The following is a 23,895-nucleotide window of genomic DNA, read 5'->3' as shown; positions in this document are numbered from 1 at the left end:
GGAGGGCGGCCCCTCCGCGTCGGCCCGCCCCGGTCACCCGCGGTTCGCGGCGATCATCTCCCGGTACCAGCGGTAGCTGTCCTTCGGCGTGCGTTCCTGGGTGTCGTAGTCGACCCGCACGATGCCGAAGCGCTTGTCGTAGCCGTACGCCCACTCGAAGTTGTCCAGCAGCGACCACACGTAGTACCCGCGCACGTCCACGCCCGCGTCCATCGCCGCCCGCAGCGCGGTGAGGTGGTCGCGCAGATAGGCGACCCGGTCGGTGTCGTGCACCGTGCCGTCGGCGGCGGGCACGTCGTCCTCCGCCGAGCCGTTCTCCGTGATGTGGACCGGCGGGAGCGCGTCGCCGTACTGCTGTTTCAGGGCGACGAGCAGGTCGGTGAAGCTGTCCGGGACGACCGGCCAGTCCATCGCCGTGTGCCGCACCCCGGGGTGGCGAACCTCCTCGTAGCGGTTGTCCGTCGCCACCCGCCGCGCCGGGTCGCTCTCGCGGTAGGGGGCGTCGGCGACCACGATCGGCCGGTAGTAGTTGACGCCGAGGAAGTCCAGGGGCTGGGAGATCAGCTCCAGGTCGCCGTCGCGCCGGAAGTCCGCCCCGGTGATCAGCTCGCCCCAGGTCTCCTCCTCGGTGGCCGGGTAGCGGCCCGCGAGGATCGGCTCGGTCCACACCAGGTTGTGCTGGGTGTCCGCGCGGACCACCGCCGCCAGGTCGGCCGGGGAGTCGGTGGCGGGCAGGTTGCGGTCCAGGTTGAGCGTGATGCCGACCTCGCGCACCCCGGCCGCGCGCAGCGCCTGCACGGCCAGCCCGTGCCCGACCAGCAGGTGGTGGGCGGCGGCCAGCGCGCCCCGGCCCTCCTTGGCGCCGGGCGCGTGCCGGCCGATGGAGTAGCCGAGGAAGGAGCTGCACCACGGCTCGTTGAGGGTGATCCAGCGCGGCACCCGGTCGCCGAGGTGCTCCGCGACCACCGCCGTGTACTCGGCGAACCGCTCCGCCGTCCGGCGCACCCGCCAGCCGCCCCGGTCCTCCAGCGCCTGCGGCAGGTCCCAGTGGTAGAGGGTGGCGGCCGGTTCGATGCCCGCCGCCAGCAGCTCGTCCACCAGGCGGGAGTAGAAGTCGAGGCCCTTGGGGTTCACCGCGCCCGAGCCGTCCGGCACGATGCGCGGCCAGGCGATCGAGAAGCGGTAGGAGTCCACACCCAGGTCGCGCAGCAGGGCCACGTCCTCGGGGTAGCGGTGGTAGTGGTCGCAGGCCACGTCCCCGGTGTCGCCGTTCACCACCAGGCCGGGGGTGTGGCTGTAGGTGTCCCAGATCGACGGACCGCGGCCGTCCTCCGTCGCCGCGCCCTCGATCTGGTACGAGGCGGTCGCGGCGCCGAGGACGAAGCCGGGCGGGAAGCCGGGGTACTCACTCATGCTGTGCTGCTCATCTCCGTGCGTTCGGGGTGGTGCGAGGGTCACTTGACGGAGCCGCCGGTGATGCCGGCGGCGATGTACTTCTGGGCGAGGACGAGGAGGACCGCCGCCGGCACCGCCGACAGCACGGAGGCCGCCATCACCGAACCCCAGTCGCCGACGTGCGCGCCGATGTACTGGTAGATGCCCAGGGTGATGGGCTTGACGTCGTCGGTCGTGTTCAGGGTGAGCGCGAACATGAAGTCGCTCCACGAGAACAGGAACGCGAACAGGCCCGAGGTGATCAGCGAGTTGCGGCTCATCGGCAGCACCACCCGCATGAACGTCCGCACCGGGCCCGCCCCGTCGATCTGCGCGGCCTCGATCACCTCGCCCGGGATGGACACCATGAAGGAGCGCATCAGCACGATGGAGAACGGGATGCCCAGCGAGGCGTCCGCCAGCATCAGGCCGAAGTAGGAGTTGACCAGCCCGAGGTCGACGTAGGAGTTGTAGAGCGCGTTGGCGATGACGATGCCCGGCACCATCTGGGTGATCAGTGTGCCGAACACGATGGTGCGCGAGCCGCGCAGCCCGAACCGCGCGAGGCCGTAGGCGGCGGGCGCCGAGACGGCCAGGCAGATGGCGACCGCGCCGAGCGAGACCGCCAGCGAGGTCAGCAGGTGCCCGCCCTGGTCGCTGATCGCCTTGGAGAAGCCGGACAGGTCCAGGCTGCCCGGTACCGGGTCGACCTGGAGCAGCCCCGAGTCGGGCTGGAGCGCGGTGTTGAGCATCCAGTACAGCGGGAACAGCATCACGCACAGGATGACCACGCCGGCGACGGTGGAGCCCCAGCGGCGCCGGGATGCGGTGGGCGTGTGGGAGGCCATGGACGTCACTTCCCCTCGGTGCGGTTGGCCCGCAGGTAGAACACCGCGAACACGGCGGAGATCAGGATGAGTACGTTGCCGACCACGGCGCCCGCGCCGAAGTCCAGCTGGACGAACGAGTTCTGGTAGGTCAGGGTGCCGAGCGTCTGGGTGGCGTCGGCCGGGCCGCCGTCGGTCAGGGCGAGGATCAGGTCGAGGATCTTCACCGTCGACATGAAGCCCAGCACGAGCACGACCGTGACGACGGGCTTGAGCATCGGCAGGGTCACCGAGCGGAAGGTCCGCCAGGCCGAGGCGCCGTCCAGCGCGGCCGCCTCGTGCAGCTCCTTCGGGATCTCCTGGAGACCGCCGTACAGGATGACCATGTTGAACGGGATGCCGATCCAGATGTTGACCAGGATGACCGACAGCAGGGCCATCTCGGGGCTGGTCAGCCAGGGGGTGTGGCCGCCGATCCCGAGGGTGTCCAGGAAGGAGTTGAGCACGCCGGTGTCCTGGTCGAGGATGCGGCGCCAGACGATGCCGGACACCACCATGGGCACCAGCCAGGGCAGCAGGATCAGCGAGCGCAGCACCCCGTTCAGCGGGAAGCGGCGGCTGAAGAAGACCGCGAGCGCCAGGCCGATGGAGAACTGGCCGAGCAGCGAGCCCGCGGTGAAGACGAGCGTGTGCCACAGCGCCTTGCCGAACAGGGCGTCCTGGAACACGTTGGACCAGTTGTCGGTGCCGTTGAAGGGCGCCTCACCGGTGAAGAAGGTCTTCGGCGTGTAGTCCTGGAAGCTCATCACGACGTTGCGCACGAGCGGGTAGCCGAAGAACAGCAGCATGAAGACGACGGCGGGGGCTACGAACCCCCACTGGGTGAGCCTGCGGCGGCGCGCGATCCGGCCGGGGTCCGGCGCGGCGGCGGTCCCGGACGCCTCGGCGGGAGTCCGCGCGGCGGCGGTGGACGTGGGCATGGGCGTGGTCATGGGGGCGTACCTCAGTTCCCGCTCGTGGCCCGCTGCTGGGCGCGCTTCAGGGCGGTCTCGCTGGACTGGCCGGTCAGGGCCGACTGGAAGGCGCTCTGCAGCGCGAGCGACACACTCGACCAGCCGGCGCCGAGCTTCGCCGTGCGGGACCGGGCGACGGCCACCTGGTCGGCGAGGGAGTCCAGCTCGGGAACCTTCTCGCGCCAGCGGGCGGCGGCCTCGGCGTTGGCCGGGACCATCCAGCTGTTGAGCGCGTAGGTCAGCTGCTCCTTCTCGCTCGCCAGACACGCGACGATCTTCCCGGCCGTCTTCTCCCGGGCCTCGTCACCGGTGTTGGGCACGGTGAGGACGGCACCGCCGAGCGGACCCACCGAGTCGTCCCCGGCCTCGGGTACCGGGATCGGCGCGATGCCCCAGTGCAGCGACTTGTCGCTGTTGAGGGTCTCCACCTGCCACGGACCGTTGATCATCATCGCCGCGTTCCCGGCCATGAACTGGTCGTTGACGTCCGCCTGGGTCCAGTTGACCGTCGACTTCGAGAGCGAACGGTCCTTCAGCAGGCTCTTCCAGTAGTCCAGCGCCTCGACGACCTTCGGGCCGTCCAGGTCGGTCTCGTCACCGCCGTTGGACCACATGAACGGCGTGAACTGGAAGACGCCGTCCTCCGCGCCGCCCGCGCTGAGCGCCAGGCCGTATTGCTTGCCCCGCGTGAGCTTCTTCGCCGTCTCGCGCAGCTCGGCCCAGGTGGTGGGCACCTTCACGCCCGCCTTGTCGAGGACGTCCTTGTTGTAGAAGAGGGCGAGGGTGTTCACGGAGCGGGCCGCGCCGTAGTACGTGCCCTTGTACGAGCCGAAGTCGACGATGCCGTCGGGGATGCCGTCGGTGCTCAGCCCGATGCTCCTCAGGTCGACCAGGCCGCCCGCGTCGGCGAAGGTCGGCATCTCGGACGCGTCGAACTGCACGATGTCGGGCAGCGACTTGGACGAGGCCATGCGCAGCGCCTTCGTCATCACCTGCGCCGCCGGGACGCTCTGCTGCTCGATGGTGACGCCCAGCTCCTTGCCGCAGCGGGCCATCGCCTCCGCGTCCCAGCGGTGGTACGACTCGTCGGTCGAGGAGTTCATCACGGTGTACGTGTCGGCGTCGCGCTGCTGTCCGCAGCCGGCCAGCGCCGCTCCGGCGACCAGCACGGACACGGCCGTGAACGGGGCGAGGACGCGGCGTGAGCGTCCTCGCCCGCGGCGCGTGGCAGCCGGGGGGTGTGCTGTCAAGGCGAGCGAGGTGAAGCGCTTCGACATGGTGCGGCCCTTGCTGTCGTACCGTCCGGCTTCCTCGCCGGACGTGTTTTGTTTGATGTGATGACTAATACGTCACCGACCTGCTTCCGCGCTAGAGCAAAGTGGCCCCGCTCTCTCCGCTCCGCCGGGTGAAGAGGTCGTTCTGATGCGTAATAATGCCAGCTCAGCGCGCTTGAACCGAGGTGAACGCCTCGGCGCCGGGATTTGTTTTGTGTACGATCAAAACGCTGTGAGACGGCCCCCGTGCTCCCACCCGACAGCTCCCGCCGCACCCAAGGAAGATCATGAAGTTCACCGACGGCTTCTGGCTCATCCGTGAGGGCGTGCATCTCTCGTACGCCACCGAGGTACGCGATGTACGCCACGAATCGAAGCGCTTCACCGCCCATGCCGCCGTGAAGAAGGTGACGCGGAGGGGGGACACGCTCAACGCGCCGCTCCTCACGGTCGAGTGCTTCTCTCCCGCCGAGGGCGTCATCGGCGTCCGCGTCACCCACCACGCCGGCAAGCGCCGCCCGGGCCCCGACTTCACCCTCACCGGTACGGCGGACGGCGCCGGCGAGGTACGCCGGGACGGCACCGTCACCGAGCTGACCAGCGGCCCGCTCACCCTGCGCCTGGACCGCGAGGGCCCCTGGGGTCTCGCCTTCCACGACGCGGACGGGCGCGAGCTGACCCGCGCCGACGCCAAGAGCACCGCCTTCGCCACCACCGGCGACGGCGCCCACCACATGCTCAGCCGCCTCGCCCTCGGCGTCGGCGAGCAGATCTACGGCCTCGGCGAGCGCTTCACCCCGTTCGTCAAGAACGGCCAGGTCATCGACATCTGGCAGGCCGACGGCGGCACCAGCAGCGAACAGGCCTACAAGAACATCCCGTTCTACCTCTCCTCCCGCGGCTACGGCGTCTTCGTCAACCACCCCGGCGCGGTCTCCTTCGAGGTCGGCTCCGAGTCCGTCGGCCAGGTCCAGTTCAGCGTCGAGGACCAGACGCTGGAGTACTACGTCGTCGCCGGACCCACCCCCAAGGACGTCCTCTCCCGCTACACCGCCCTCACCGGCCGCCCCGCCCTGCCGCCGGCCTGGTCCTTCGGCCTGTGGCTCACCACGTCCTTCACCACGTCGTACGACGAGCGGACCGTGACGTCCTTCGTGGACGGCATGGCCGAGCGCGGCATCCCGCTCTCCGTCTTCCACTTCGACTGCTTCTGGATGCGCGAGTACCAGTGGTGCGACTTCGCATGGGACCCGGACGTCTTCCCGGACCCGGACGGCATGCTCGCCCGGCTCAAGGACAAGGGGTTGCGGGTCAGCGTCTGGATCAACCCCTACATCGCCCAGAAGTCCCCGCTGTTCGACGAGGCCGCCGCCCTCGGGCACCTGGTGCGCAGGCCGGACGGCGACATCTGGCAGTGGGACCTGTGGCAGGCCGGCATGGGCCTGGTCGACTTCACCAGCCCCGCCGCCCGCGACTGGTACGCCGGCAAGCTCAAGCCGCTGCTCGACCAGGGCGTGGACTGCTTCAAGACCGACTTCGGCGAGCGCATCCCCACCGACGTGGTCTGGCACGACGGCTCCGACCCGGAGCGCATGCACAACTACTACACGCACCTGTTCAACCGCACCGTCTTCGAACTCCTGGAGAAGGAGCGCGGCCAGGGCGAGGCCGTCCTCTTCGCCCGCTCGGCGACCGCGGGCGGCCAGCAGTACCCCGTGCACTGGGGCGGCGACTGCTGGTCGTCCTTCGAGGCGATGGCCGAGTCGCTCCGGGGCGGCCTGTCCCTGTCCCTGAGCGGCTTCGGCTTCTGGAGCCACGACATCGGCGGCTTCGAGGGCACCCCCGACCCGGCGGTCTTCAAGCGCTGGCTCGCCTTCGGCCTGCTCTCCTCGCACAGCCGGCTGCACGGCTCCTCGTCGTACCGGGTGCCGTGGGAGTTCGGTGAGGAGGCCGTCGACGTCGCCCGGAGCTTCACCCTCCTCAAGCACCGCCTGATGCCCTACCTGTACGGCGTCGCCGCCGAGGCCCACCGCACCGGCGTGCCGATGATGCGGCCGATGGTCCTGGAATTCCCGCACGACCCGGCGTGCCGTCCGCTGGACCGCCAGTACATGCTCGGCTCCGACGTCCTGGTCGCCCCGGTCTTCACCGAGGACGGCGAGGTCGAGGTCTACCTCCCCGAGGGCACCTGGACCCACCTCCTGAGCGGCGAGCGCGTCACCGGCCCGGCCTGGCGCACCGAACGGCACGGCTACGACAGCCTGCCCCTGTACGTCCGTGAGGGTGCCGTCCTGCCGCTGGCCTCGGACGACCGGCGGCCCGACGGCGACTGGCTGGACGCGCCGACCCTGCTGGTCCACCCGTCCGCCGACGCCGGCTACGCGGCCGAGGTCACCGTGCCCGACCTGCTGGGCACACCGGCCGCGACGTTCCGCGTGCGGCGCGACGGGGACGCCCTGCGGGTCACCGCGAGCGGCACCGACCGCCCCTTCACCGTCCGGGTCGCGGGCGGCGCGAGCGCGGAGGGCGCGGGAGAGGTCACCGTGCCCCTGGGCTGACCCCGGCGCGGCGGGTGGACCACACGGCGAAGCGGCACGCGGGGGAGTGCCGCTTCGCTCCGCGGGGCGTTCCGCGGGGTGTGCCTCAGCGCTCCAGGGCGCCGAGCGCCGTCAGCAGCCGGTCCACGTCCTCCGCGCTGCTGTAGGGCGCGAGACCGACGCGCACGCCGCCCTCGTCGCCGAGGCCCAGGCGGTGCGCGGTCTCCACGGCGTAGAAGGAACCGGCCGGCGCGTCGACCGCGCGCTCGGCGAGCTGCCGGTAGACGTCGGCCGGGCGCAGGCCCGCCACGGTGAACAGCAGCGTCGGAGTGCGCCGTGCGGCCCGCGAGTACACGGTGATCCCGCCGAGGTCGGCGAGCCCTCGTTCGATCCGCTCGCGCAGCGCGTCCTCGTGCGCCTCCAGCGCCGCGAAGGAGGCGGCCAGCCGGTCCCGGCGGGAGCCCCCGGCCTCCGGGTCGAGCCCCGCCAGGAAGTCCACCGCCGCGCTCGCACCGGCCAGCAACTCGTAGGGCAGCGTGCCCAGTTCGAACCGTTCGGGCACGGTGTCGGCGGACGGCAGCAGCTTGTCCGGGCGCAGCGACTCCAGCAGCTCGGCCCGGCCGGTCAGCACGCCCAGGTGCGGGCCGAGGAACTTGTACGGCGAGCACACCAGCGTGTCCGCGCCGGTCGCCGCCAGGTCCACCACGGCGTGCGAGGCGTAGTGCACCGCGTCGACGTGGAAGTGCGCCCCGCTCGCGTGGACGAGGGACGCCAGCGCCGGGAGGTCCGGCATCGTCCCGATCAGGTTCGACGCGGCGGTGACCGCGACCAGCCTGGTGCGCGGGCCCAGCACCGCCGCGAGGTGCTCGGGGCGCAGCTCGCCCGTGGCCGGGTCGAAGTCCGCCCACCGCACGCGTGCCCCCGCCGCCTCGGCCGCCTGCGTCCACGGCCGGATGTTCGAGTCGTGGTCGAGCCGGGTGACCACCACCTCGTCGCCCGGTCCCCAGCCCTTGGCCAGGGTGCGGGACAGGTCGTAGGCGAGCTGGGTGGCGCTGCGCCCGAAGACGACCGTCCCCGGGGTGGTGCCGAGCAGGTCGGCGAGGGCGGACCGGGCCCCGTCGACGATCCGGTCCGCGTTGCGCTCACCCTCCGTGGTGCGCCCCCGGTTGGCGAGCGGGGCGGTCAGCGCCGCCGCGATCGCGTCGATCACCGGCTGCGGTGTCTGCGTACCGCCCGGCGCGTCGAACCGCGCGGTACCGGACTTCAGGGCGGGCACGTGCGCGCGGATCGCGGCGACGTCGAGGGCCATGGTGCAACTCCAGGGTCGTGGGTCCGGACGGGGGAGGAGGTCGGGCGATGCGGTCCTTCGGCCGCGGCGGCGGGCGGGCGGTACGGCCGGGCCGCACCCCGAGCCGCGTCTGCGACTCCCGCCACATGATCGCAGCCCCGGCGGGGTCGACGACAGGAGCGAAGGGGCCCTCGGCGGCAAGGCGTTCGGCGAGGCGGCGGTCACGCCCGGCATCCCGGAGCGGCCGGACACGGTCACGTCCGCCTCCCGCGCCGCCACCGCGGCCCGGGTCTGCTCGGCGGGCGCGTCGAATCAGCCGACCGCGGTCGCCGGTCGCCGGTCACCGGTGTCCACGTCGAGGACGGGAAGGGCGAAGCCCCGGATCGGATCGGGCCGGTTCGCCCCGTGAGCGCGCGGCGCCGGACCGGGCCGCGCGGCACCGGCGGCGCGTTCCTCTCCCCGCTGAGCGGCCCCGAGCGCGCACGCGAGAGGGCCTGCGGTGCCCCGACCTCCCCCTGGGCACCGGCGGACGGTCAGGACGCGGCGGCCTCCGGCTCGGCGTCCGGCGGCTCCTTCTCCCGGCCCCCGGGATGCCGGTGCCGCCAGATCCAGAAGACCGCGCAGGACAGCAGCGCCCACCCGGCCAGCACCAGGAACGGGAACGCGTGCTGGTGGCCCTGGAAGTACACCGCGGTGTGCTGGGCGTTGACCGAGGCACCGGGCGGCAGCCACCGGCCGATCACCCCCAGCGGCGACGGCAGCAGCGGCCAGGACACCGCGCCGCCCGAGGAGGGATTGCCGATGATCACCATCAGGCCCCAGGTCGGCAGCATCGCCCAGCGGCCGAACAGGGTGTTGAACATGGTGAAGACCATGCCGGACACGAACATCGTGAGCGCCAGGATCAGCCACGACTCGGCGAACGGCAGGTCCACCGCCCCCAGCAGCCAGTCCACCGCCGCCGCGATGACGAACCCGCCGAGCAGCGCGTAGGCCGCGGTGAACAGGATGCGTTCGACCGGGGTGAGCGCCCGCGCGTGCACGCTCAGCTGGATCGCCCCGACGAAGCCGATGATCACGGCGGCCAGGGAGATGTAGAAGATCGCCAGCCCGCGCGGGTCACCCTGCTGAAGGGGATTGACGTCCCGGACGGTGACCTGGACGCCCGCCTTCTTCCCGACGGCCGGTGCCGTCTGCTCCAGCAGCTCGGCGACCGACGCGCCGGACGCCCCGGACACGTCGAGGACGGCGTCCCGCCCGTCGTGGCGCAGCTCGAAGACCGCGAAGACCTCCTGCTGTTCGATCGCCTGGCGGGCCGCGGCGCGCGTCTTGTAGGGATGCACCCGCACCGAGGTGTCCAGCGCCTTCTCCAGGCCGTACAGGAAGGCCCGGCCGCCCGCCTTGTCGTAGGAGCCGACCACGGCCGTGGGGATCAGCCGCGGCGTCGGGTTCGCCATCGAGTAGGTGTACGAGCCCGCGAAGAGGCCCGCCGCGGCCGCGAGGATCAGCACCAGCACGGTGGCGGGCCAGAACGGCGACTGCCGGAACGCGGACCACCGCCCGCGCACCGGCGGGCTGCCGTCGGCGTCCTGTGACGTGTGTGCCATGTCCGGCGGGGTCAGGCGTGGACCAGCGGCGTGTCCACGAGGTGCTCCGCCACGAACCACGCCTGGAGTTCGTTGGTGCGCACGACCTCGGAGACCAGCAGGTCGTTGGTGCCGTCGTCCCCGTACTCCTGGGTGCGGGCCGCCGCGTCGTGGCACTCGGTCAGGATCAGCTCGTGCGCCTCCAGGAGCCGCGAGAGCATCGACGGCACCTCCTCCACGCCGTCCGGCGGGCGCGGCACGGTGGTGATCTCGGCGACGTGCCGGGGGTCGCCGACCGCGACGCCGCCGAGCGTCTGGACGCGTTCGGCGACGGTGTCGATCAGTTCCAGCTGCTCACCCGCGTGCTTGTCCAGCAGCAGGTGCAGTTGGTAGAACGTCGCCCCGCGCATCAGCCAGTGGTACTTCTTGTACAGATCGTGCAGGATCCGGGTGTCCGCCAGGACCTTGTTGAGCCGCTGGCAGGAGTAGAGCCGGGTCTCCATGGTCAGGGCCACGGGGAACTGCTTGACGGTGCCGAACTCCTGAATGATCCGGCCCTTCTGGTGCAGCCAGGGCTGGCTGCCGTCCGACCGGTGCTCCGCGGTCGACGAGGACTTCGGCTTCGGGGAACTCACGCCTGGACTCCTTCCGGAGAGGACTGACGGGTGGGCCGGCGCGATACCGCCGGTCCCGGTCCCCCCGCGACAGTCGACCAGCCGCACGCCCGGCCCGCAAACGGTGGGGGTTGTCCGGACCATCGCTCCCCGCTTAGGGTCGGCCCAGTCTGAAAGCGCTTTCTGTCCGGTGTGCGCATGCCGCGCGCGTCGCCGTCCGAGGAGGACCGCATGGCTCCACGTCCCGCCCGCCGCCGGGTCGCCGTGGTCGGCACCGGTGCCATCGTCACCGGCAGTCACCTGCCCGCCCTCGCCGCCCACGCCGACCGCGCCGAACTGGTCGCCGCCGTCGACGTGGACCCCGCGCGGCTCGACGCCTTCCGCGCGCAGGCGCCCGGCGACGTCGCCGGGTACTCGTCGACGGGCGCGATGCTGGACGCCGTACGGCCCGATCTGGTCCTGGTCGGTACGCCGCCGTCGCTGCACCGGGAGCAGACGGTGGCCGCGCTCGGGGCGGGGGCCTGGGTGCTGTGCGAGAAGCCGCTGTGCCTCTCCCTGGCCGAGTACGACGACATCGCGGCGGCCGAGGAGGCGTCGGGGGCATACGCGTCCGTGATCTTCCAGCACCGGTACGGCTCCGGCGCCGCGCACGCCCGTCAACTGATCGCGAGCGGCGAACTGGGCGCCCCGCTGGTCGCGCACTGCCAGACGACCTGGCACCGCGACGCCGCCTACTATGCGGTGCCGTGGCGCGGACGCTGGTCCACCGAGGGCGGCGGCCCGACCATGGGCCACGGCATCCACCAGTACGACCTGCTGCTGCATCTGCTCGGCCCCTGGGCGGAGATACGGGCCATGGCCTCGCGCCTGGTGCACGACACCGAGAGCGAGGACGTCTCCACGGCCCTGGTGCGCTTCGAGAGCGGCGCCCTCGCCACCGTCGTCAACAGCGTGCTCTCCCCGGACGAGACGAGCCGGATACGCGTCGACTGCGCCGACGCTACCGTCGAGTTGACGCACCTGTACGGGCATCGCAACGACGACTGGACCTACACCCCGGCCCGGCACGTCGCGCCCGCGCGCGCCGCCGCCTGGCGCACCCCTGCCGCCGACGTGCCCAGTTCGCACACGGCGCAGCTGGGCGCCGTACTGGACGCCTGGGACGCCGGTGTCCGCCCGCCCGGCAGCGGCCCGCAGGCCCGGACCACGCTGGAGTTCGCCGCCGCCCTGTACAAGGCGGCGTTCACCGGACGTCCGGTGCGGGCGGGCGAGATCACCGCCGGGGACCCCTTCTACGGCGCGATGCACGGCGACCACCCCGGCTGGGCCCCCGGAGGGCGGGCGCGACACGCCGCAAAGGCGTGATGTTCACAGCGAGTTGGATCGAAAGAGGTGTGAACAGGGGGTGCACCTGCGCATCATCTTGACATGAACCTGCGGCCCGAGATCCGGGCCGCTTCCTCATGGAGGTGTGGGCATGCACCGCAGACTCGCCACCGGACTCGCCGCCGCGACCCTGGCCGTGACCACCGTCGTCACCACCGCCGCGGCCGCCGACGCCGCTCCCGCCGACAAGGCGCAGGTACTCGCGAGCTGGACGCAGACCAGCGCGTCCAGCTACAACGCCTGGACCGCGGCACGGGCCAACACGTCCGCCTGGTCGGCCTACGGTTTCGACTGGACCACCGACTACTGCTCCACCTCGCCGGACAACCCGTTCGGCTTCCCCTTCAGCACCTCCTGCGCACGGCACGACTTCGGCTACCGCAACTACAAGGCGGCGGGCACCTTCAGCGCCAACAAGTCCCGCATCGACAGCGCCTTCTACGAGGACCTCAAGCGCGTCTGCGCCGGTTACGGCGGCGCCACCAAGACCGCCTGCAACAGCACCGCCTGGACGTACTACCAGGCCGTGAAGGTGCTCGGCTGACGAGCCCGGCCGGGCACCCGAGCCGACGCCGCCGCCAGCGCGGCCGCCGCACTGGCGATGCCCAGGACGGCGCCCGCGGCGACATCACCGGGATAATGCACGCCGGTGTGGACCCGGGAGTAGCCGACGGCGCTCGCCAGCGCGCCCAGCGGCACGGCGGCCTCGGGCAGGACGACGCCGACGGCCGTGGCGAAGGCCACCGCCGCGGCCGTGTGCCCCGACGGGAACGACGCCGACGCGGGCATGGGCACATACCGGTCCACCGTCACCCGCGCCGCCTCCCGGTCCGGACGCGCCCGGTGCACCAGCCGCTTGCCCAGCAGGTTCGTCGCGGCCGACGCCACGGCGACCGCCCCCACGCCGACGAGGGCCGCCCGCCGCGCCCGCGCACCGCCCAGCGCGAGCGCGGCGGCGATCCCCAGCGAGATCTTCGAATGGTCCGCGGCGTAGGACAGCCGCCGCAGCGCCCGGTCGAGCGCGGGCGTGGAGGTGGCGGCCACCGCCGCGTACAGCGCGCCGTCCACGGCGCGCAGCTCTCCGAGCACGGCCGCGAGGGCACGCCGGGGCGCGGACCGAGGACCGGGAGGCGGCCCGAGCGGGTCACGGGTGACGCCGTCGGCGTGGGTCGGGTGGGTCATGGGCTCCTGCTCCACGGGGAGAGGGGACCCGGACCATGCTGGTTGCCCGCGGGCCCGGCGGCGCGTGGGCGGGGCCCGTCCGGGGGACGCCGGGAGGGAGCGGAGCCCGGTCCGGGCGGTGCGGGCCGGCCCGGCCGGGGCCACGCACCGGCGGGCCGTCGGCCGGCCCTCGCGGAGCCGGCCGACGGCCCGGTGCGCGGCGGGTGGGTCAGTCCGCGGCCTTGAAACCCCGCAGGCGCAGGCTGTTGCCGACGACGAAGACGGAGGAGAAGGCCATGGCCGCCCCGGCGATCATCGGGTTGAGGAGTCCGGCGGCGGCGAGCGGCAGGGCGGCGACGTTGTAGGCGAAGGCCCAGAACAGGTTGGACTTGATGGTGCCGAGCGTCCTGCGGGCCAGCCGGATGGCGTCGGCGGCGGCGCGCAGGTCCCCGCGCACGAGGGTGAGGTCGCCCGCCTCGATGGCGGCGTCGGTGCCGGTGCCCATGGCGAGCCCCAGGTCGGCCTGGGCCAGCGCGGCGGCGTCGTTGACCCCGTCACCGACCATGGCCACCGAACGCCCCTCGCTCTGGAGGCGCTTGACGACGGCGACCTTGTCCTCGGGCATGACCTCGGCGATCACCTGCTCGGGAGCGATGCCGACCTCCGCGGCCACCGCCTCGGCGACGGCACGGTTGTCGCCGGTGAGGAGGACCGGCGTCAGGCCCAGCGCCCGGAGCCGGGTGACGGCCTCGGCGCTGGTGTCCTTGACCGCGTCGGCCACCTCCAGGACCGCCCTGGCCTCGCCGTCCCAGGCCACGGCGATCGCGGTACGGCCGGCCCGCTCCGCCTCGGCCTTGCTCCGGGCCAGCCCGGCGGGCAGCTCCATGGCCCACTCGGCGAGCAACTGCTCGCGGCCCACCAGAAGGGCGTGGCCCTCGACGACGCCCTGGACGCCGAGCCCGGGCACGTTGGCGAAGTCCTCGGGAGCGGGCAGGGCGCCGACCCGTTCGACGGCACCCGCGGCCACCGCCCGGGCGATCGGGTGCTCCGAGGCGTCTTCCAGGGCCCCGGCCAACCGCAGGACTTCGGCCTCCTCGGTCCCCTCCGCCGTGTGCACGGCGAGCAGGGTCATGCGGCCGGTGGTGACGGTGCCGGTCTTGTCCAGGACGATGGTGTCGACCTTGCGGGTGGACTCCAGGACCTCGGGACCCTTGATGAGGATGCCGAGCTGGGCGCCCCGCCCGGTGCCGACCATCAGCGCGGTCGGGGTGGCCAGCCCCAGGGCGCAGGGGCAGGCGATGATCAGGACGGCGACGGCGGCGGTGAACGCGGCGGTCGGTCCGGAGCCGTTGCCGATCCAGAAGCCGAGGGTGGCCAGCGCGAGGGCGATCACGACGGGGACGAAGACACCGGAGATGCGGTCGGCGAGCCGCTGGGCGGCGGCCTTGCCGTTCTGGGCGTCCTCGACCAGCCTGGCCATCCGCGCCAGTTGGGTGTCCGCGCCGACCCGCGTCGCCTCGACCACCAGCCGGCCGCCCGCGTTCACGGTCGCTCCGGTGACCCCGTCGCCCACGCCGACCTCGACCGGCACCGACTCACCGGTGAGCATCGACGCGTCGAGGGCCGAGGTGCCCTCGACGACCGTGCCGTCGGTCGCGATCTTCTCGCCCGGGCGGACCACGAAACGGTCGCCGGGCTTGAGGTCCCCGACCGGGATCCGCTCCTCACGGCCGCCCCGCAGGACCGCGACGTCCTTGGCGCCCAGTTCCAGCAGGGCCTTGAGCGCGGCGCCGGCCTTGCGCTTGGAGCGGGCCTCGAAGTAGCGCCCGGCGAGGATGAAGGCGGTCACCCCGGCCGCCGCCTCCAGGTAGATGTTCCCGGAGCCGTCGCCGCGGGCGATGGTCAGCTCGAAGGGATGGGTCATGCCGGGCGTGCCCGCGGTGCCGAGGAACAGCGCCCACAGCGACCACAGGAACGCCGCCGACGTGCCCACCGAGATCAGGGTGTCCATGGTGGCCGCGCCGTGCCGGGCGTTGGTGAACGCGGCCTTGTGGAAGGGCCAGGCCGCGTACGTCACCACGGGCGCCGCCAGGGTCAGCGACAACCACTGCCAGTTGGCGAACTGCAGCGCCGGCACCATCGCCATCGCGATGACCGGGACCGCCAGCACCACCGCCGTCACCAGCCGCTCCCGCAGGGGGCGCAGCTCGTCGGCGGTCTCGGCGCCCGCCGGCCCGGACTCGGCGCCGGTGCGCACCGGTTCGGGTTCGCGGGCCGTGTACCCGGTCGCCTCGACCGTGGCGATCAGCTCCGGGACGGACACGTCACCGGCGTAGCTGACCTTCGCCTTCTCCGTCGCGTAGTTGACGGTCGCGGTGACCCCGTCCATCCGGTTGAGCTTCTTCTCGATCCGGGCGGCGCACGAGGCACAGGTCATGCCGCCGATGGCGAGTTCCACCTCGGCTGGTGCGCTGGTCGTACTGGTGGTCATGGCTGCTCCTGATGCGGGGTCGTCGGCCGGGACCCGGCGTCGCGGGTCCCGGCGGTGCGGCGGGGGAGGGCGGGGCGGTCAGACGCGGCCGGTCAGCTCGTAGCCGGCCTCGTCGACCACCTCGGCGAGCGCGGCGTCGTCCGGCCCGGTGGTGGCGGTGACGGTGACCCGGCCGGTGTCGAGCTGGACATCGACCCCGGTGACACCGTCCAGCTCGCCGATCACCCGGGTGAGCGTCGCGACGCAGTGACCGCAGCTCATGCCGGCGACGGCGTAGGTGGTGCTGACGGGGGTGACGGCGGGCGTGGTGACGTTCGACGACATGGCTTCCTCCGGAGGTCGTGCAGGTGGATACGGGGCGGGGGTACCCGCCGGACGGGTTCCATGTATACCCCTGGGGGGTACGTAAAGCAAGCGTCGTCACGCCTTGACTATGTACCCCCTGGGGGTATGGTGACGTGCATGGAGAGGTCTCCGGGACGACCTGGAGGCCCGCAAGCCGAGGAGACGACCGTCATGCACACCGGACTGAGGATCACCGCCTTCGCCGCCGCCCTGGCCGCGACCTTCGGCACCGCCTACGGCGTCGGCACCGGAATGGACCCGATCGTCGCGGACAGCGCACCCGCGCCCCACGACGAGCACGACGAGCGGCGCGGCCCGGGCGAGGAGACCTCGCGGCCGGAGGAGGGCGGCGGCCACGGGGCACACGAGAGCGAGGGCGCCCCGGCCGGCGGCCTCGCGATCTCCGAGGGCGGCTACACCCTCGACCTCGCCACCCCGCGCGTCACCGCCGGTCAGCGCACCGAACTGCGCTTCACCGTCCGGGACGCGAGCGGCGAGGCGGTCACCGCGTACAGGCGGGAGCACGACAAGGAACTCCACCTCGTCGTGGCCTCACGCGACCTGGTCACCTACCGCCACCTGCACCCCACCCGTGCCGCCGACGGCACCTGGAGCACGCCCGTCGACCTGCCCGCGGCGGGCGGCTACCGCGTCTTCGCCGACTTCACCCCGGCGGGCAAGGACGCGCAGAACCTCACCCTCGGCGCCGACCTGGCCGCCTCCGGCCGCTACGAACCGGCGCGGCTGCCGGCCCCTGACCGCACCGCCCGGGCCGACGGTTACGAGGTCGAACTCGCCGGTTCCCTGCGCCCCGGCACGGCGAGCGAGCTGACGCTGAAGGTGTCCCGCGACGGCGAACCCGTGAGCGACCTCCAGCCCTACCTCGGTGCCTACGGCCACCTGGTCGCCCTGCGCTCCGGCGACCTCGCCTACCTCCACGTCCACCCGAACGGCGCACCCGGCGACGGCACCACCGAGCCCGGCCCGGAGATCTCCTTCACGGCCACCGCGCCCAGCGACGGCACCTACCGCCTGTTCCTGGACTTCCGGCACGGGGACGAGGTCCACACCGCGGCGTTCACCGTGCGCGCCGGGTCGGCGCCGGACGCGACGGAGACCGCCCCGACCGCCCCGCCGGAGCACTCCGACGGCCACGGGCACTGACCGGCACCCCGCCGGGACCCCTCAGGCCGTGACGACCCGGACCCCGGCCTCCTCGAACCCGCGCACCAGCTCCGGGTCGGCCGCACCGTCCGTCACCAGCGTGTCCACCGACTCGGTCGGGCAGATCCGGGCGAACGCCCGCCGGCCCAGCTTGCTGGAGTCGGCGGCCACGACCACCCGCTCGGCGCGCTCGCACAGCAGCCGGTTGATCGCGGCCTCCGCCTCGTCGTGGGCCGCGGCGCCGTGCGCGACGTCGAAGGCGACGACGCCCAGCACCGCCACGTCGAGGGTCACCTGCCCCAGGACCCCGTCCGCGAGCGGCCCGATCAGCTCGTACGACTGCGCCCGGGCCACACCGCCGGTCACCACGATCTTGAACTGCGGCCGGACGGCCAGCTCGTTGGCGATGTTGAGCGCGTTGGTGACCACGGTCAGCGCGGGCGCACCGGAGGCCAGGTCGGCGCGCACGGCCAGGGCGCGCGCCACTTCCGTGGTCGTCGTGCCCCCGGTCAGCCCCACCGCCTCGCCGGGCGCCACCAGGGCGGCGACCGCCTGCGCGACGCGCTGCTTCTCCGAGGCGCGGCGGGCCGTCTTGTAGCGCAGCGGCAGTTCGTACGACACCCCGTGCACGACCGCGCCCCCACGCGTGCGCACCAGCATCTGCTGTTCGGCGAGCCGGTCGAAGTCGCGGCGGATCGTCGCGGCCGAGACCTCCAGCTCGGTCGCCGCCTCCTCGACGTCCAGCCGGCCGCGCTCGACGAGCAGTTCCAGCAGCGCCTTCCAGCGGGCGTCCCGCGACATCCGCGCCTCCGTCCCTCGATCCCGCCGACCCTAGCGCACCGCACTCTTCGGCAGATTGCTTGATCGTGCTCGAAAGATCGCTATACCTTGCAGGAACAATCAACGAGTTTTTCGGGGAGTGTGCGACATGACGTATGTCGAGGACGAACTCGGCAGCCAGCCCGAGTGCTGGACGCGCGCCGCCGAGGAGGCGGCACGCCACACGGCGGCGCTGCCGGCGGCGGGGGAGCGGGTGGCGATCGTCGGATGCGGCACCTCGTACTTCATGGCGCAGTCGGCGGCGGCGCTGCGCGAGGACGCGGGCCTGGGCGAGACCGACGCGTTCGCCGCCTCCGAGTTCCCGCGGGGACGGGCGTACGACCGGGTCGTGGCCCTCACCCGCTCCGGTACCACCACCGAAGTGCTGGCGCTGCTCACCGAGTTGAAGGACCGCACGCGCACCGTCGCCCTCACCGCCGACCCCGCGACGCCCGTCATGACCGCCGCCGACGACGTGGTCGTCCTCGACTTCGCCGACGAACGGTCCGTCGTCCAGACGCGGTTCGCGACCACCGCGCTCACCCTGCTCCGCGCCCACCTGGGCCTGCACACCGACGCCGTCGTCGCCGACGCCCGCGCCGCGCTCGCCGCCGAGCTGCCCGAAGGGCTCGCCGCGTGCACCCAGTTCACCTTCCTCGGCCGGGGCTGGACCGTCGGACTGGCCAACGAGGCGGGCCTGAAGATGCGCGAGGCATCCCTGTCCTGGACGGAGGCCTACCCGGCGATGGAGTACCGGCACGGCCCCATCAGCATCAGCACCGCGGGCACGGCGACCTGGATGTTCGGCGAGGCGCCCGCGGGCCTGGCCGACCAGGTCCGCGACACCGGCGCGCTGTGGGTGCCCGGTGAGCTGGACCCGCTGGCCGAACTGGTGCGCGCCCAGCGGCTCGCCGTGGCCGTCGCCGCCGCCCGCGGCCTCGACCCGGACCGCCCGCGCCACCTGACCCGCTCGGTCGTCCTCGCCCCCTGACACCCACCCCCCGACGCCCGGTAAGGAACAGACCGTGCCCCTCGCCACCACCGGCGACCTGATCGGCCGTGCCGCGGCCGAGCGCTCCGCCGTCGCCGCCTTCAACGTCATCACCCTGGAGCACGTCGAGGCCGTCGTCGCGGGCGCCGAGTCCGTGCGCGGGCCCGTCCTCCTCCAGGTCAGCGAGAACGCCGTGAAGTACCGCTACGGCCGCCTGCTGCCCCTGGCCCGCGCGGCGCTCGCCGCCGCCGAGGCCGCCGCCGTGCCCGTCGCCCTGCACCTCGACCACGTGCAGAGCGACGGCCTGCTGCGGCAGGCGGCGGACGCCGGGTTCAGCTCCGTGATGTACGACGCCGCCCGGCTGCCGTACGCCGAGAACCTCGCGGCGACCCGGGCCGCCGCCGACTGGGCCCACTCCCAAGGTCTCTGGATCGAGGCCGAGTTGGGGGAGGTCGGCGGCAAGGACGGTGCGCCGCCGCTCGACGCGCACGCCCCCGGTGCCCGCACCGACCCCGCCGAGGCGCGCGCCTTCGTCGCTGACTCCGGGGTGGACGCCCTGGCCGTCGCCGTCGGCAGCTCCCACGCCATGATCACCCGCACCGCGGCCCTCGACCACGACCTGCTGAGGGAACTGAGCGGCGCCCTGGACGTGCCCCTCGTCCTGCACGGCTCCTCCGGCGTCCCGGACGCCGAACTCGCCGCGGCCGTCACCGGCGGCATCGCCAAGGTCAACGTCGGCACCGCGCTCAACATCGCCATGACCGGCGCGATCAGGGAACACCTCGCCGCCCGTCCCGACGCGGTCGACTCGCGCGGCTACCTCACCGCGGGCCGGGAGGCCATGGTCCGGACGGTGGCGACGCTCATCGAGGTGGTCACCCGGACCGCGCCCGTCCCCCCTGCTCCCGCTACTCCTTGACCGCCTTCAGCACCACGAACTTCCGGTCGCCCGCCACCAGCCGGCTGTTGCCGAACAGGCGCCGCAGCTTCACGTGGTAGCCCAGGTGCCGGTTGCCGACCACCCACAGTTCGCCGCCGGGGCGCAGCACCCGCCGCGCTCCGGTGAACATCCGCCACGCCGTGGCGTCGGTCGTCGCCTGGTGGGAGTGGAACGGCGGGTTGTTGAGCACCAGGTCGACACTGTCGTCCGGCACCCCGGCCAGCCCGTCGCCGACCCGGAACTCCGCCCGGCCCGCCACCTCGTTCGCCCGGTACGTCGCCCGGGCCGAGGCGACGGCCTGGAACGACTCATCGGTGAACAGCAGCTCCGCTTCGGGATCGGCCAGCGCCACCGCCGTACCGACCACACCGTTGCCGCAGCCCAGGTCCACCACCCGCCTGAAGCTCCCGGGGCCCGGCAGGTGCCGGAGGAAGAAGCGGGTGCCGATGTCGAGGCGGTCGGCGCAGAAGACCCCGGCGTGGTTGACGACCGGCCGGCCGGAGAGGAGCGGTCCGACGTCGTCGGGGAGCCGGTAGCCGAGCGGCCAGGGGTTGGCGGGCCGCTTCAGCGCGGGATCGGGCTCCGCGAAGATCAGCCGGGCCTTCTTCACGGCCAGCGAGGTCCGGGTCGGGCCGACGATCCGCTCGAACAGCCGCAGCGTCGAGGTGTGGATCTCCTTCACCATCCCGGTGCCGACCACGACCGTGCCCCCGTGCAGCGACGGCGCCAGCCGCAGCAGCTGGTCCTCCAGCAGCGCCAGGCTCTTCGGCACCCGCACCAGGAGCACGTCGACGCGGTCCGGCGGCGGGTCCTGCGTGGTGAGCAGGCGCACGGAGCCCGGTTCGGCACCGCTGCGCTCCAGATTGAGCCGCGTCGCCTCGCGCGTGAGGTGGGAGTCGGTGATCTGCACCGGCCGGTGCGCCGCCAGCGCCGTTACCAGCGCTCCCCAGCGGTCGCCGACGACCACGACCGTGCCGTCCAGGGGGACCTCCCGCTCCGCGAGGTGCCCCAGCAGGTACTCGTCGGAGGCGTCCCAGGCACGGAGCCGGTCACGCGGGTCCTCGGGGAAGCGGGACAGCGTGTGCTCGCCCCAGGGCGTCGTCAGGCGGTCGTCCAGGCGGGCGTCGCGGTCGCTGCGGTCGTTCGTGCTGCGGTCGTTCATCGTGGGTCCAGGCTAGCCGAGCCGCAGCTCAGCGCCGGTCGCGCCCGGGGAGGCGGGGTGCGGAGGCAGGATGGGGGGATGGACGCCGAGCTGTTCCCCAGGACCCGGGCCGAGACCGCGCCCGGCGCCGTCCACGTGCCGGACTGGCTGGCCCCGGAGCGACAGCGCGAGCTGCTGGCCGCCTGCCGCGCGTGGGCCCGCCCCCCGGCCGGACTCCGCACGGTGCGCACCCCCGGCGGCGGCACCATGACCGCCCGGCAGGTCTGCCTCGGCCGGCACTGGTACCCGTACGGCTACGCCCCCACCGCCGTCGACGGCGACGGCGCCCCGGTCAAGCCCTTCCCGGCCTGGCTCGATGACCTCGCCCGCCGCGCGGTGACCGACGCGCTCGGAGCGGCGGCGGTGGCACGGGAGCCGTACGACATCGCGCTGATCAACTTCTACGACGGCGACGCCCGCATGGGCATGCACCGCGACGCGGACGAGCGCTCCGACGCCCCCGTGGTCTCCCTCAGCCTCGGCGACACCTGCGTCTTCCGCTTCGGCAACCCCGAGACCCGCACCCGCCCCTACACGGACACCGAGCTGCGCAGCGGCGACCTGTTCGTCTTCGGCGGCCCCTCCCGGCTCGCGTACCACGGGGTGCCGAGGGTGCACCCGGGTACCGCGCCGCCCGAGTTGGGGCTCGCCGGGCGGCTGAACATCACGCTCCGGGTCAGTGGGCTCTGAGCACCCCGTACGGGCGGATCATGGGAGACTCCCCCTCATGAGCGGCAAGGCGGACCCCCGGGCGGCGGGGGAAGGGACCACCTCGAGGACGCGGCTGGACCGGGGACGCGGTGCGCTCGGACCCGCGTTGGAGCTCGTGCACACCGGACGCGCCCCCACCCGGGCCGTCCTCACCGCGGAACTGGGCGTGACCCGGGCCACGGCCGGGGCGGTCGCCGCCGAGCTGGAGGCGCTCGGTCTGATCCGGGTGGACGCCCGGCCCGGCGCGGCGGCCGGTTCCCAGGGCCGCCCCTCGCACCGTCTCTCGGTCGCGGAGGACGGGCCCGTCGCCCTCGCCGCCCAGATCCACGCCGACGGCTTCCGCGCGGCCCTGGTCGGCCTCGGCGGCCGGATCGTCGCCACCGCGCCCGGCTGCGAGGTCGTCGACGCCGACCCGGCGAAGGTGCTGGGCTCCGTCGTCGAGGCGGGCGCGGAACTCCTGCGGGCGACCGGGCGGCGCTGCGTCGGCGCAGGGCTCGCCGTGCCGTCCGCCGTCGCGGAACCGGAGGGCCTCGCCCTCAATCCGCTGCACCTGGCCTGGCCGGCGGGCGCGCCCGTGCGGGAGATCTTCGCGCGGCAGGTGCGGGACGCCGGCATCGAGGGGCCCGCCTTCGCCGCCAACGACGTCAACCTCGCCGCCCTCGCCGAGCACCGCCACGGCGCCGGACGCGGCTCCCGCGACCTGCTGTGCGTGGCCACCGGCCACCGCGGCGTCGGCGGTGCGCTGGTCCTCGACGGCCGTCTGCACACCGGCAGTTCCGGGCTCGCCCTGGAGGTCGGCCACCTCGCCGTCAACCCGGAGGGCCGCCCCTGCCACTGCGGCAGCCGCGGCTGCCTGGACGTGGAGACCGACCCGCTGGCCTTCCTCACGGCGGCCGGCCGCGAGCCGGGACCGGAGGTGTCCCTGCTCCAGCAGTCCTACGACCTGATCCGCGAGCACTACGCCGACCCGGCCGTCCGCACCGCCACCGAGACCCTCATCGACCGCCTGGGCCTGGGCCTCGCGGGTCTGGTGAACATCCTCAACCCGGACCGCATCATCCTCGGCGGACTGCACCGGGCGCTCCTCGACGCCGACCCCGAGCGGCTGCGCGCGGTCGTCGCCGGGCGCAGCCTGTGGGGCCAGAGCGGCGGGGTGCCGATCCTGCCCTGCGGCCTCGACCACAACAGCCTGGTCGGCGCCGCCGAGCTGGCCTGGCAGCCGGTCCTGGACGACCCGCTGGGCGTGCCGGCGTAGGCGACCGAATCCGGCCGCGCGTCAGGGCGCGGGCCGGCCGCCGCCGCTCGGGGCGTGGCTGAGGTCGACGACGCAGAAGACGTTGTCGTCCGGGTCGGCCAGCACGACGAAGTCGGGGTCGGGCGGGTACAGGTCCCACTCGACGGCCCGCGCGCCGAGACCGATCAGCCGCCGCACCTCCGCCTGCTGCTCCTCGGCCGAGTCGGTGAACAGGTCGAGGTGCAGCCGGGGCCGAGGCTCGGGCGGCGAGTCACTGCGCAGCAGGCCGAGGGCCCGCCCGGAGCCGTCCGCGTACTCCAACGTGCGCCAGGTCTCGCTCTTCCACTCCTCCACGGCGACCAGCGGCAGCGCCGCCGTCCAGAACGCCACCGCGCGGGGGATGTCCCTGACCCCGATGACGGGAATTCCGAGTCTCAGCATGATCCCGACCCTACGTACTGCGCCAGGCCGTTGCCCAGCGACCAGTCGGCGGAGGTGTTCTCGGTCAGGGTGACGAAGACGTTGCGGGGATCGGTCCCCGCGTACTCCTCGGCGAGCCGGGCGATCCGGCGGTACAGCGCCTGCTTCCGCCCCGTCGTCCGGCCCGCCCGCAGCGTGATCGCCACGAAGACGATGCCCTCGTCCCGGCGCACGCCCGGATAGTCGTCGTAGCGCAGGGTGCCACGGGCGGCGTCATGGGCGGTCAGGACCTGGAAGCGGTCGTCGGACGGAATGCCGAGCGTCTCGACCAGGGCGTCGTGGACGGCCCGCCCGAGCGCGTCGAGCCGGTCGTCGTCGGTACCGGAGCCGTAGGCGTCGATGCGTACGAAGGGCATGAGGGATCTCCTGTCGGGTGGCCGGAACGGGGTCCGCGGAAGG

Annotated in this window: 22 protein-coding genes; 8 read left to right on the top strand and 14 right to left on the bottom strand. The window is 73.3% G+C overall.

Going from position 1 to position 23,895, the window contains the following annotated elements:
- Positions 1-33 precede the first annotated feature (33 nt).
- Genes ACIRGB_RS19680 through ACIRGB_RS19665 form a run of 4 tightly spaced genes read right to left on the bottom strand, consistent with a single transcriptional unit; the run spans position 34 to position 4,551 of the window.
- Positions 34-1,413 carry a GH1 family beta-glucosidase gene (locus ACIRGB_RS19680; protein ID WP_403866307.1) on the bottom strand — a complete coding sequence of 460 codons (1,380 nt, stop codon included), beginning with the start codon at positions 1,411-1,413 and terminating at the stop codon, positions 34-36.
- A gap of 41 nt (positions 1,414-1,454) precedes the next feature.
- Positions 1,455-2,282, bottom strand: a complete 828-nt coding sequence (locus ACIRGB_RS19675) for a carbohydrate ABC transporter permease (protein WP_403866304.1) — start codon at positions 2,280-2,282, stop codon at positions 1,455-1,457.
- A gap of 5 nt (positions 2,283-2,287) precedes the next feature.
- Positions 2,288-3,241: a carbohydrate ABC transporter permease gene (locus ACIRGB_RS19670; RefSeq protein ID WP_403867159.1), complete on the bottom strand. Its 954-nt coding sequence runs from the start codon at positions 3,239-3,241 to the stop codon at positions 2,288-2,290.
- A gap of 23 nt (positions 3,242-3,264) precedes the next feature.
- Positions 3,265-4,551 carry an ABC transporter substrate-binding protein gene (locus ACIRGB_RS19665; RefSeq protein ID WP_403866301.1) on the bottom strand — a complete coding sequence of 429 codons (1,287 nt, stop codon included), beginning with the start codon at positions 4,549-4,551 and terminating at the stop codon, positions 3,265-3,267.
- Positions 4,552-4,835: 284 nt separating this feature from the next.
- On the opposite strand from ACIRGB_RS19665, the gene yicI reads away from it, so the two are divergent.
- Positions 4,836-7,106 carry an alpha-xylosidase gene (yicI, locus tag ACIRGB_RS19660; RefSeq protein WP_403866298.1) on the top strand — a complete coding sequence of 757 codons (2,271 nt, stop codon included), beginning with the start codon at positions 4,836-4,838 and terminating at the stop codon, positions 7,104-7,106.
- Positions 7,107-7,191: 85 nt separating this feature from the next.
- Here yicI and ACIRGB_RS19655 read toward each other — a convergent pair whose 3' ends face one another.
- The 3 genes from ACIRGB_RS19655 to ACIRGB_RS19645 all read right to left on the bottom strand — a co-directional run bounded on the left by ACIRGB_RS19655 (position 7,192) and on the right by ACIRGB_RS19645 (position 10,594).
- Entirely contained in the window at positions 7,192-8,394 is a 1,203-nt protein-coding gene (locus ACIRGB_RS19655; protein ID WP_403866295.1) for a cysteine desulfurase-like protein, read from the bottom strand.
- A gap of 512 nt (positions 8,395-8,906) precedes the next feature.
- Positions 8,907-9,980 carry an ABC transporter permease gene (locus tag ACIRGB_RS19650; RefSeq protein WP_403866292.1) on the bottom strand — a complete coding sequence of 358 codons (1,074 nt, stop codon included), beginning with the start codon at positions 9,978-9,980 and terminating at the stop codon, positions 8,907-8,909.
- Between the two features lie 11 nt (positions 9,981-9,991).
- On the bottom strand, positions 9,992-10,594 hold the full coding sequence (locus tag ACIRGB_RS19645; protein ID WP_403866289.1) for a Dps family protein: 603 nt from the start codon (positions 10,592-10,594) through the stop codon (positions 9,992-9,994).
- A gap of 210 nt (positions 10,595-10,804) precedes the next feature.
- Here ACIRGB_RS19645 and ACIRGB_RS19640 point away from each other — a divergent pair, with 210 nt between their 5' ends.
- Together ACIRGB_RS19640 and ACIRGB_RS19635 are read left to right on the top strand one after the other, a co-directional pair.
- Positions 10,805-11,938, top strand: coding sequence for a Gfo/Idh/MocA family protein (locus tag ACIRGB_RS19640; protein WP_403866286.1), 1,134 nt, complete (start codon positions 10,805-10,807; stop codon positions 11,936-11,938).
- A gap of 112 nt (positions 11,939-12,050) precedes the next feature.
- A complete protein-coding gene (locus tag ACIRGB_RS19635) occupies positions 12,051-12,503 on the top strand; it encodes a phospholipase (protein ID WP_403866283.1) in 453 nt (150 codons plus the stop codon).
- Here the strand turns inward: ACIRGB_RS19635 and ACIRGB_RS19630 are convergent.
- From ACIRGB_RS19630 to ACIRGB_RS19620, 3 genes are all read right to left on the bottom strand, one after another.
- Entirely contained in the window at positions 12,476-13,141 is a 666-nt protein-coding gene (locus tag ACIRGB_RS19630; RefSeq protein WP_403866280.1) for a phosphatase PAP2 family protein, read from the bottom strand. The genes ACIRGB_RS19635 and ACIRGB_RS19630 overlap by 28 nt on opposite strands.
- 208 nt (positions 13,142-13,349) lie before the next feature.
- The gene (locus ACIRGB_RS19625; protein ID WP_403866278.1) at positions 13,350-15,611 is read right to left on the bottom strand and encodes a heavy metal translocating P-type ATPase; all 2,262 of its coding nucleotides are present in this window, start codon (positions 15,609-15,611) and stop codon (positions 13,350-13,352) included.
- 78 nt (positions 15,612-15,689) lie between these two features.
- Positions 15,690-15,935: a heavy-metal-associated domain-containing protein gene (locus ACIRGB_RS19620; RefSeq protein ID WP_403866276.1), complete on the bottom strand. Its 246-nt coding sequence runs from the start codon at positions 15,933-15,935 to the stop codon at positions 15,690-15,692.
- Positions 15,936-16,127: 192 nt separating this feature from the next.
- Between ACIRGB_RS19620 and ACIRGB_RS19615 the strand changes: the two genes are divergently transcribed.
- Complete coding sequence (locus ACIRGB_RS19615) at positions 16,128-17,120, top strand: hypothetical protein (RefSeq protein ID WP_403866274.1); 993 nt, start codon at positions 16,128-16,130, stop codon at positions 17,118-17,120.
- 21 nt (positions 17,121-17,141) lie between these two features.
- Here the strand turns inward: ACIRGB_RS19615 and ACIRGB_RS19610 are convergent, their stop codons facing one another.
- Complete coding sequence (locus ACIRGB_RS19610) at positions 17,142-17,921, bottom strand: DeoR/GlpR family DNA-binding transcription regulator (RefSeq protein ID WP_403866271.1); 780 nt, start codon at positions 17,919-17,921, stop codon at positions 17,142-17,144.
- 127 nt (positions 17,922-18,048) lie between these two features.
- On the opposite strand from ACIRGB_RS19610, the gene ACIRGB_RS19605 reads away from it, so the two are divergent.
- Both ACIRGB_RS19605 and ACIRGB_RS19600 read left to right on the top strand, forming a co-directional pair.
- Positions 18,049-18,930, top strand: coding sequence for an SIS domain-containing protein (locus ACIRGB_RS19605; protein ID WP_403866268.1), 882 nt, complete (start codon positions 18,049-18,051; stop codon positions 18,928-18,930).
- Between the two features lie 34 nt (positions 18,931-18,964).
- Positions 18,965-19,849: a ketose-bisphosphate aldolase gene (locus ACIRGB_RS19600; RefSeq protein ID WP_403866265.1), complete on the top strand. Its 885-nt coding sequence runs from the start codon at positions 18,965-18,967 to the stop codon at positions 19,847-19,849.
- Here ACIRGB_RS19600 and ACIRGB_RS19595 read toward each other — a convergent pair.
- Positions 19,839-21,032 carry a methyltransferase gene (locus ACIRGB_RS19595; protein WP_403866262.1) on the bottom strand — a complete coding sequence of 398 codons (1,194 nt, stop codon included), beginning with the start codon at positions 21,030-21,032 and terminating at the stop codon, positions 19,839-19,841. The two genes, ACIRGB_RS19600 and ACIRGB_RS19595, sit on opposite strands and share 11 nt — an antisense overlap.
- A gap of 78 nt (positions 21,033-21,110) precedes the next feature.
- Here ACIRGB_RS19595 and ACIRGB_RS19590 point away from each other — a divergent pair, with 78 nt between their 5' ends.
- Both ACIRGB_RS19590 and ACIRGB_RS19585 read left to right on the top strand, forming a co-directional pair.
- Positions 21,111-21,761: an alpha-ketoglutarate-dependent dioxygenase AlkB family protein gene (locus ACIRGB_RS19590; protein WP_403866259.1), complete on the top strand. Its 651-nt coding sequence runs from the start codon at positions 21,111-21,113 to the stop codon at positions 21,759-21,761.
- Between the two features lie 37 nt (positions 21,762-21,798).
- Positions 21,799-23,037, top strand: a complete 1,239-nt coding sequence (locus tag ACIRGB_RS19585) for an ROK family protein (RefSeq protein ID WP_403866256.1) — start codon at positions 21,799-21,801, stop codon at positions 23,035-23,037.
- 21 nt (positions 23,038-23,058) lie between these two features.
- On the opposite strand, the gene ACIRGB_RS19580 is transcribed toward ACIRGB_RS19585, so the two are convergent.
- Positions 23,059-23,457 (bottom strand): VOC family protein, encoded by a 399-nt coding sequence (locus ACIRGB_RS19580; RefSeq protein ID WP_403866253.1) that lies wholly within the window; start codon positions 23,455-23,457, stop codon positions 23,059-23,061.
- On the bottom strand, positions 23,451-23,852 hold the full coding sequence (locus tag ACIRGB_RS19575; protein ID WP_403866250.1) for a tautomerase family protein: 402 nt from the start codon (positions 23,850-23,852) through the stop codon (positions 23,451-23,453). Before ACIRGB_RS19575 ends, ACIRGB_RS19580 begins: the two co-directional genes overlap by 7 nt.
- Positions 23,853-23,895 lie beyond the last annotated feature (43 nt).

The sequence above is a fragment of the Streptomyces sp. NPDC102490 genome, assembly GCF_044765285.1.
GTDB lineage: Bacteria > Actinomycetota > Actinomycetes > Streptomycetales > Streptomycetaceae > Streptomyces.
This window is presented reverse-complemented; position numbering and strand designations above follow the sequence as displayed.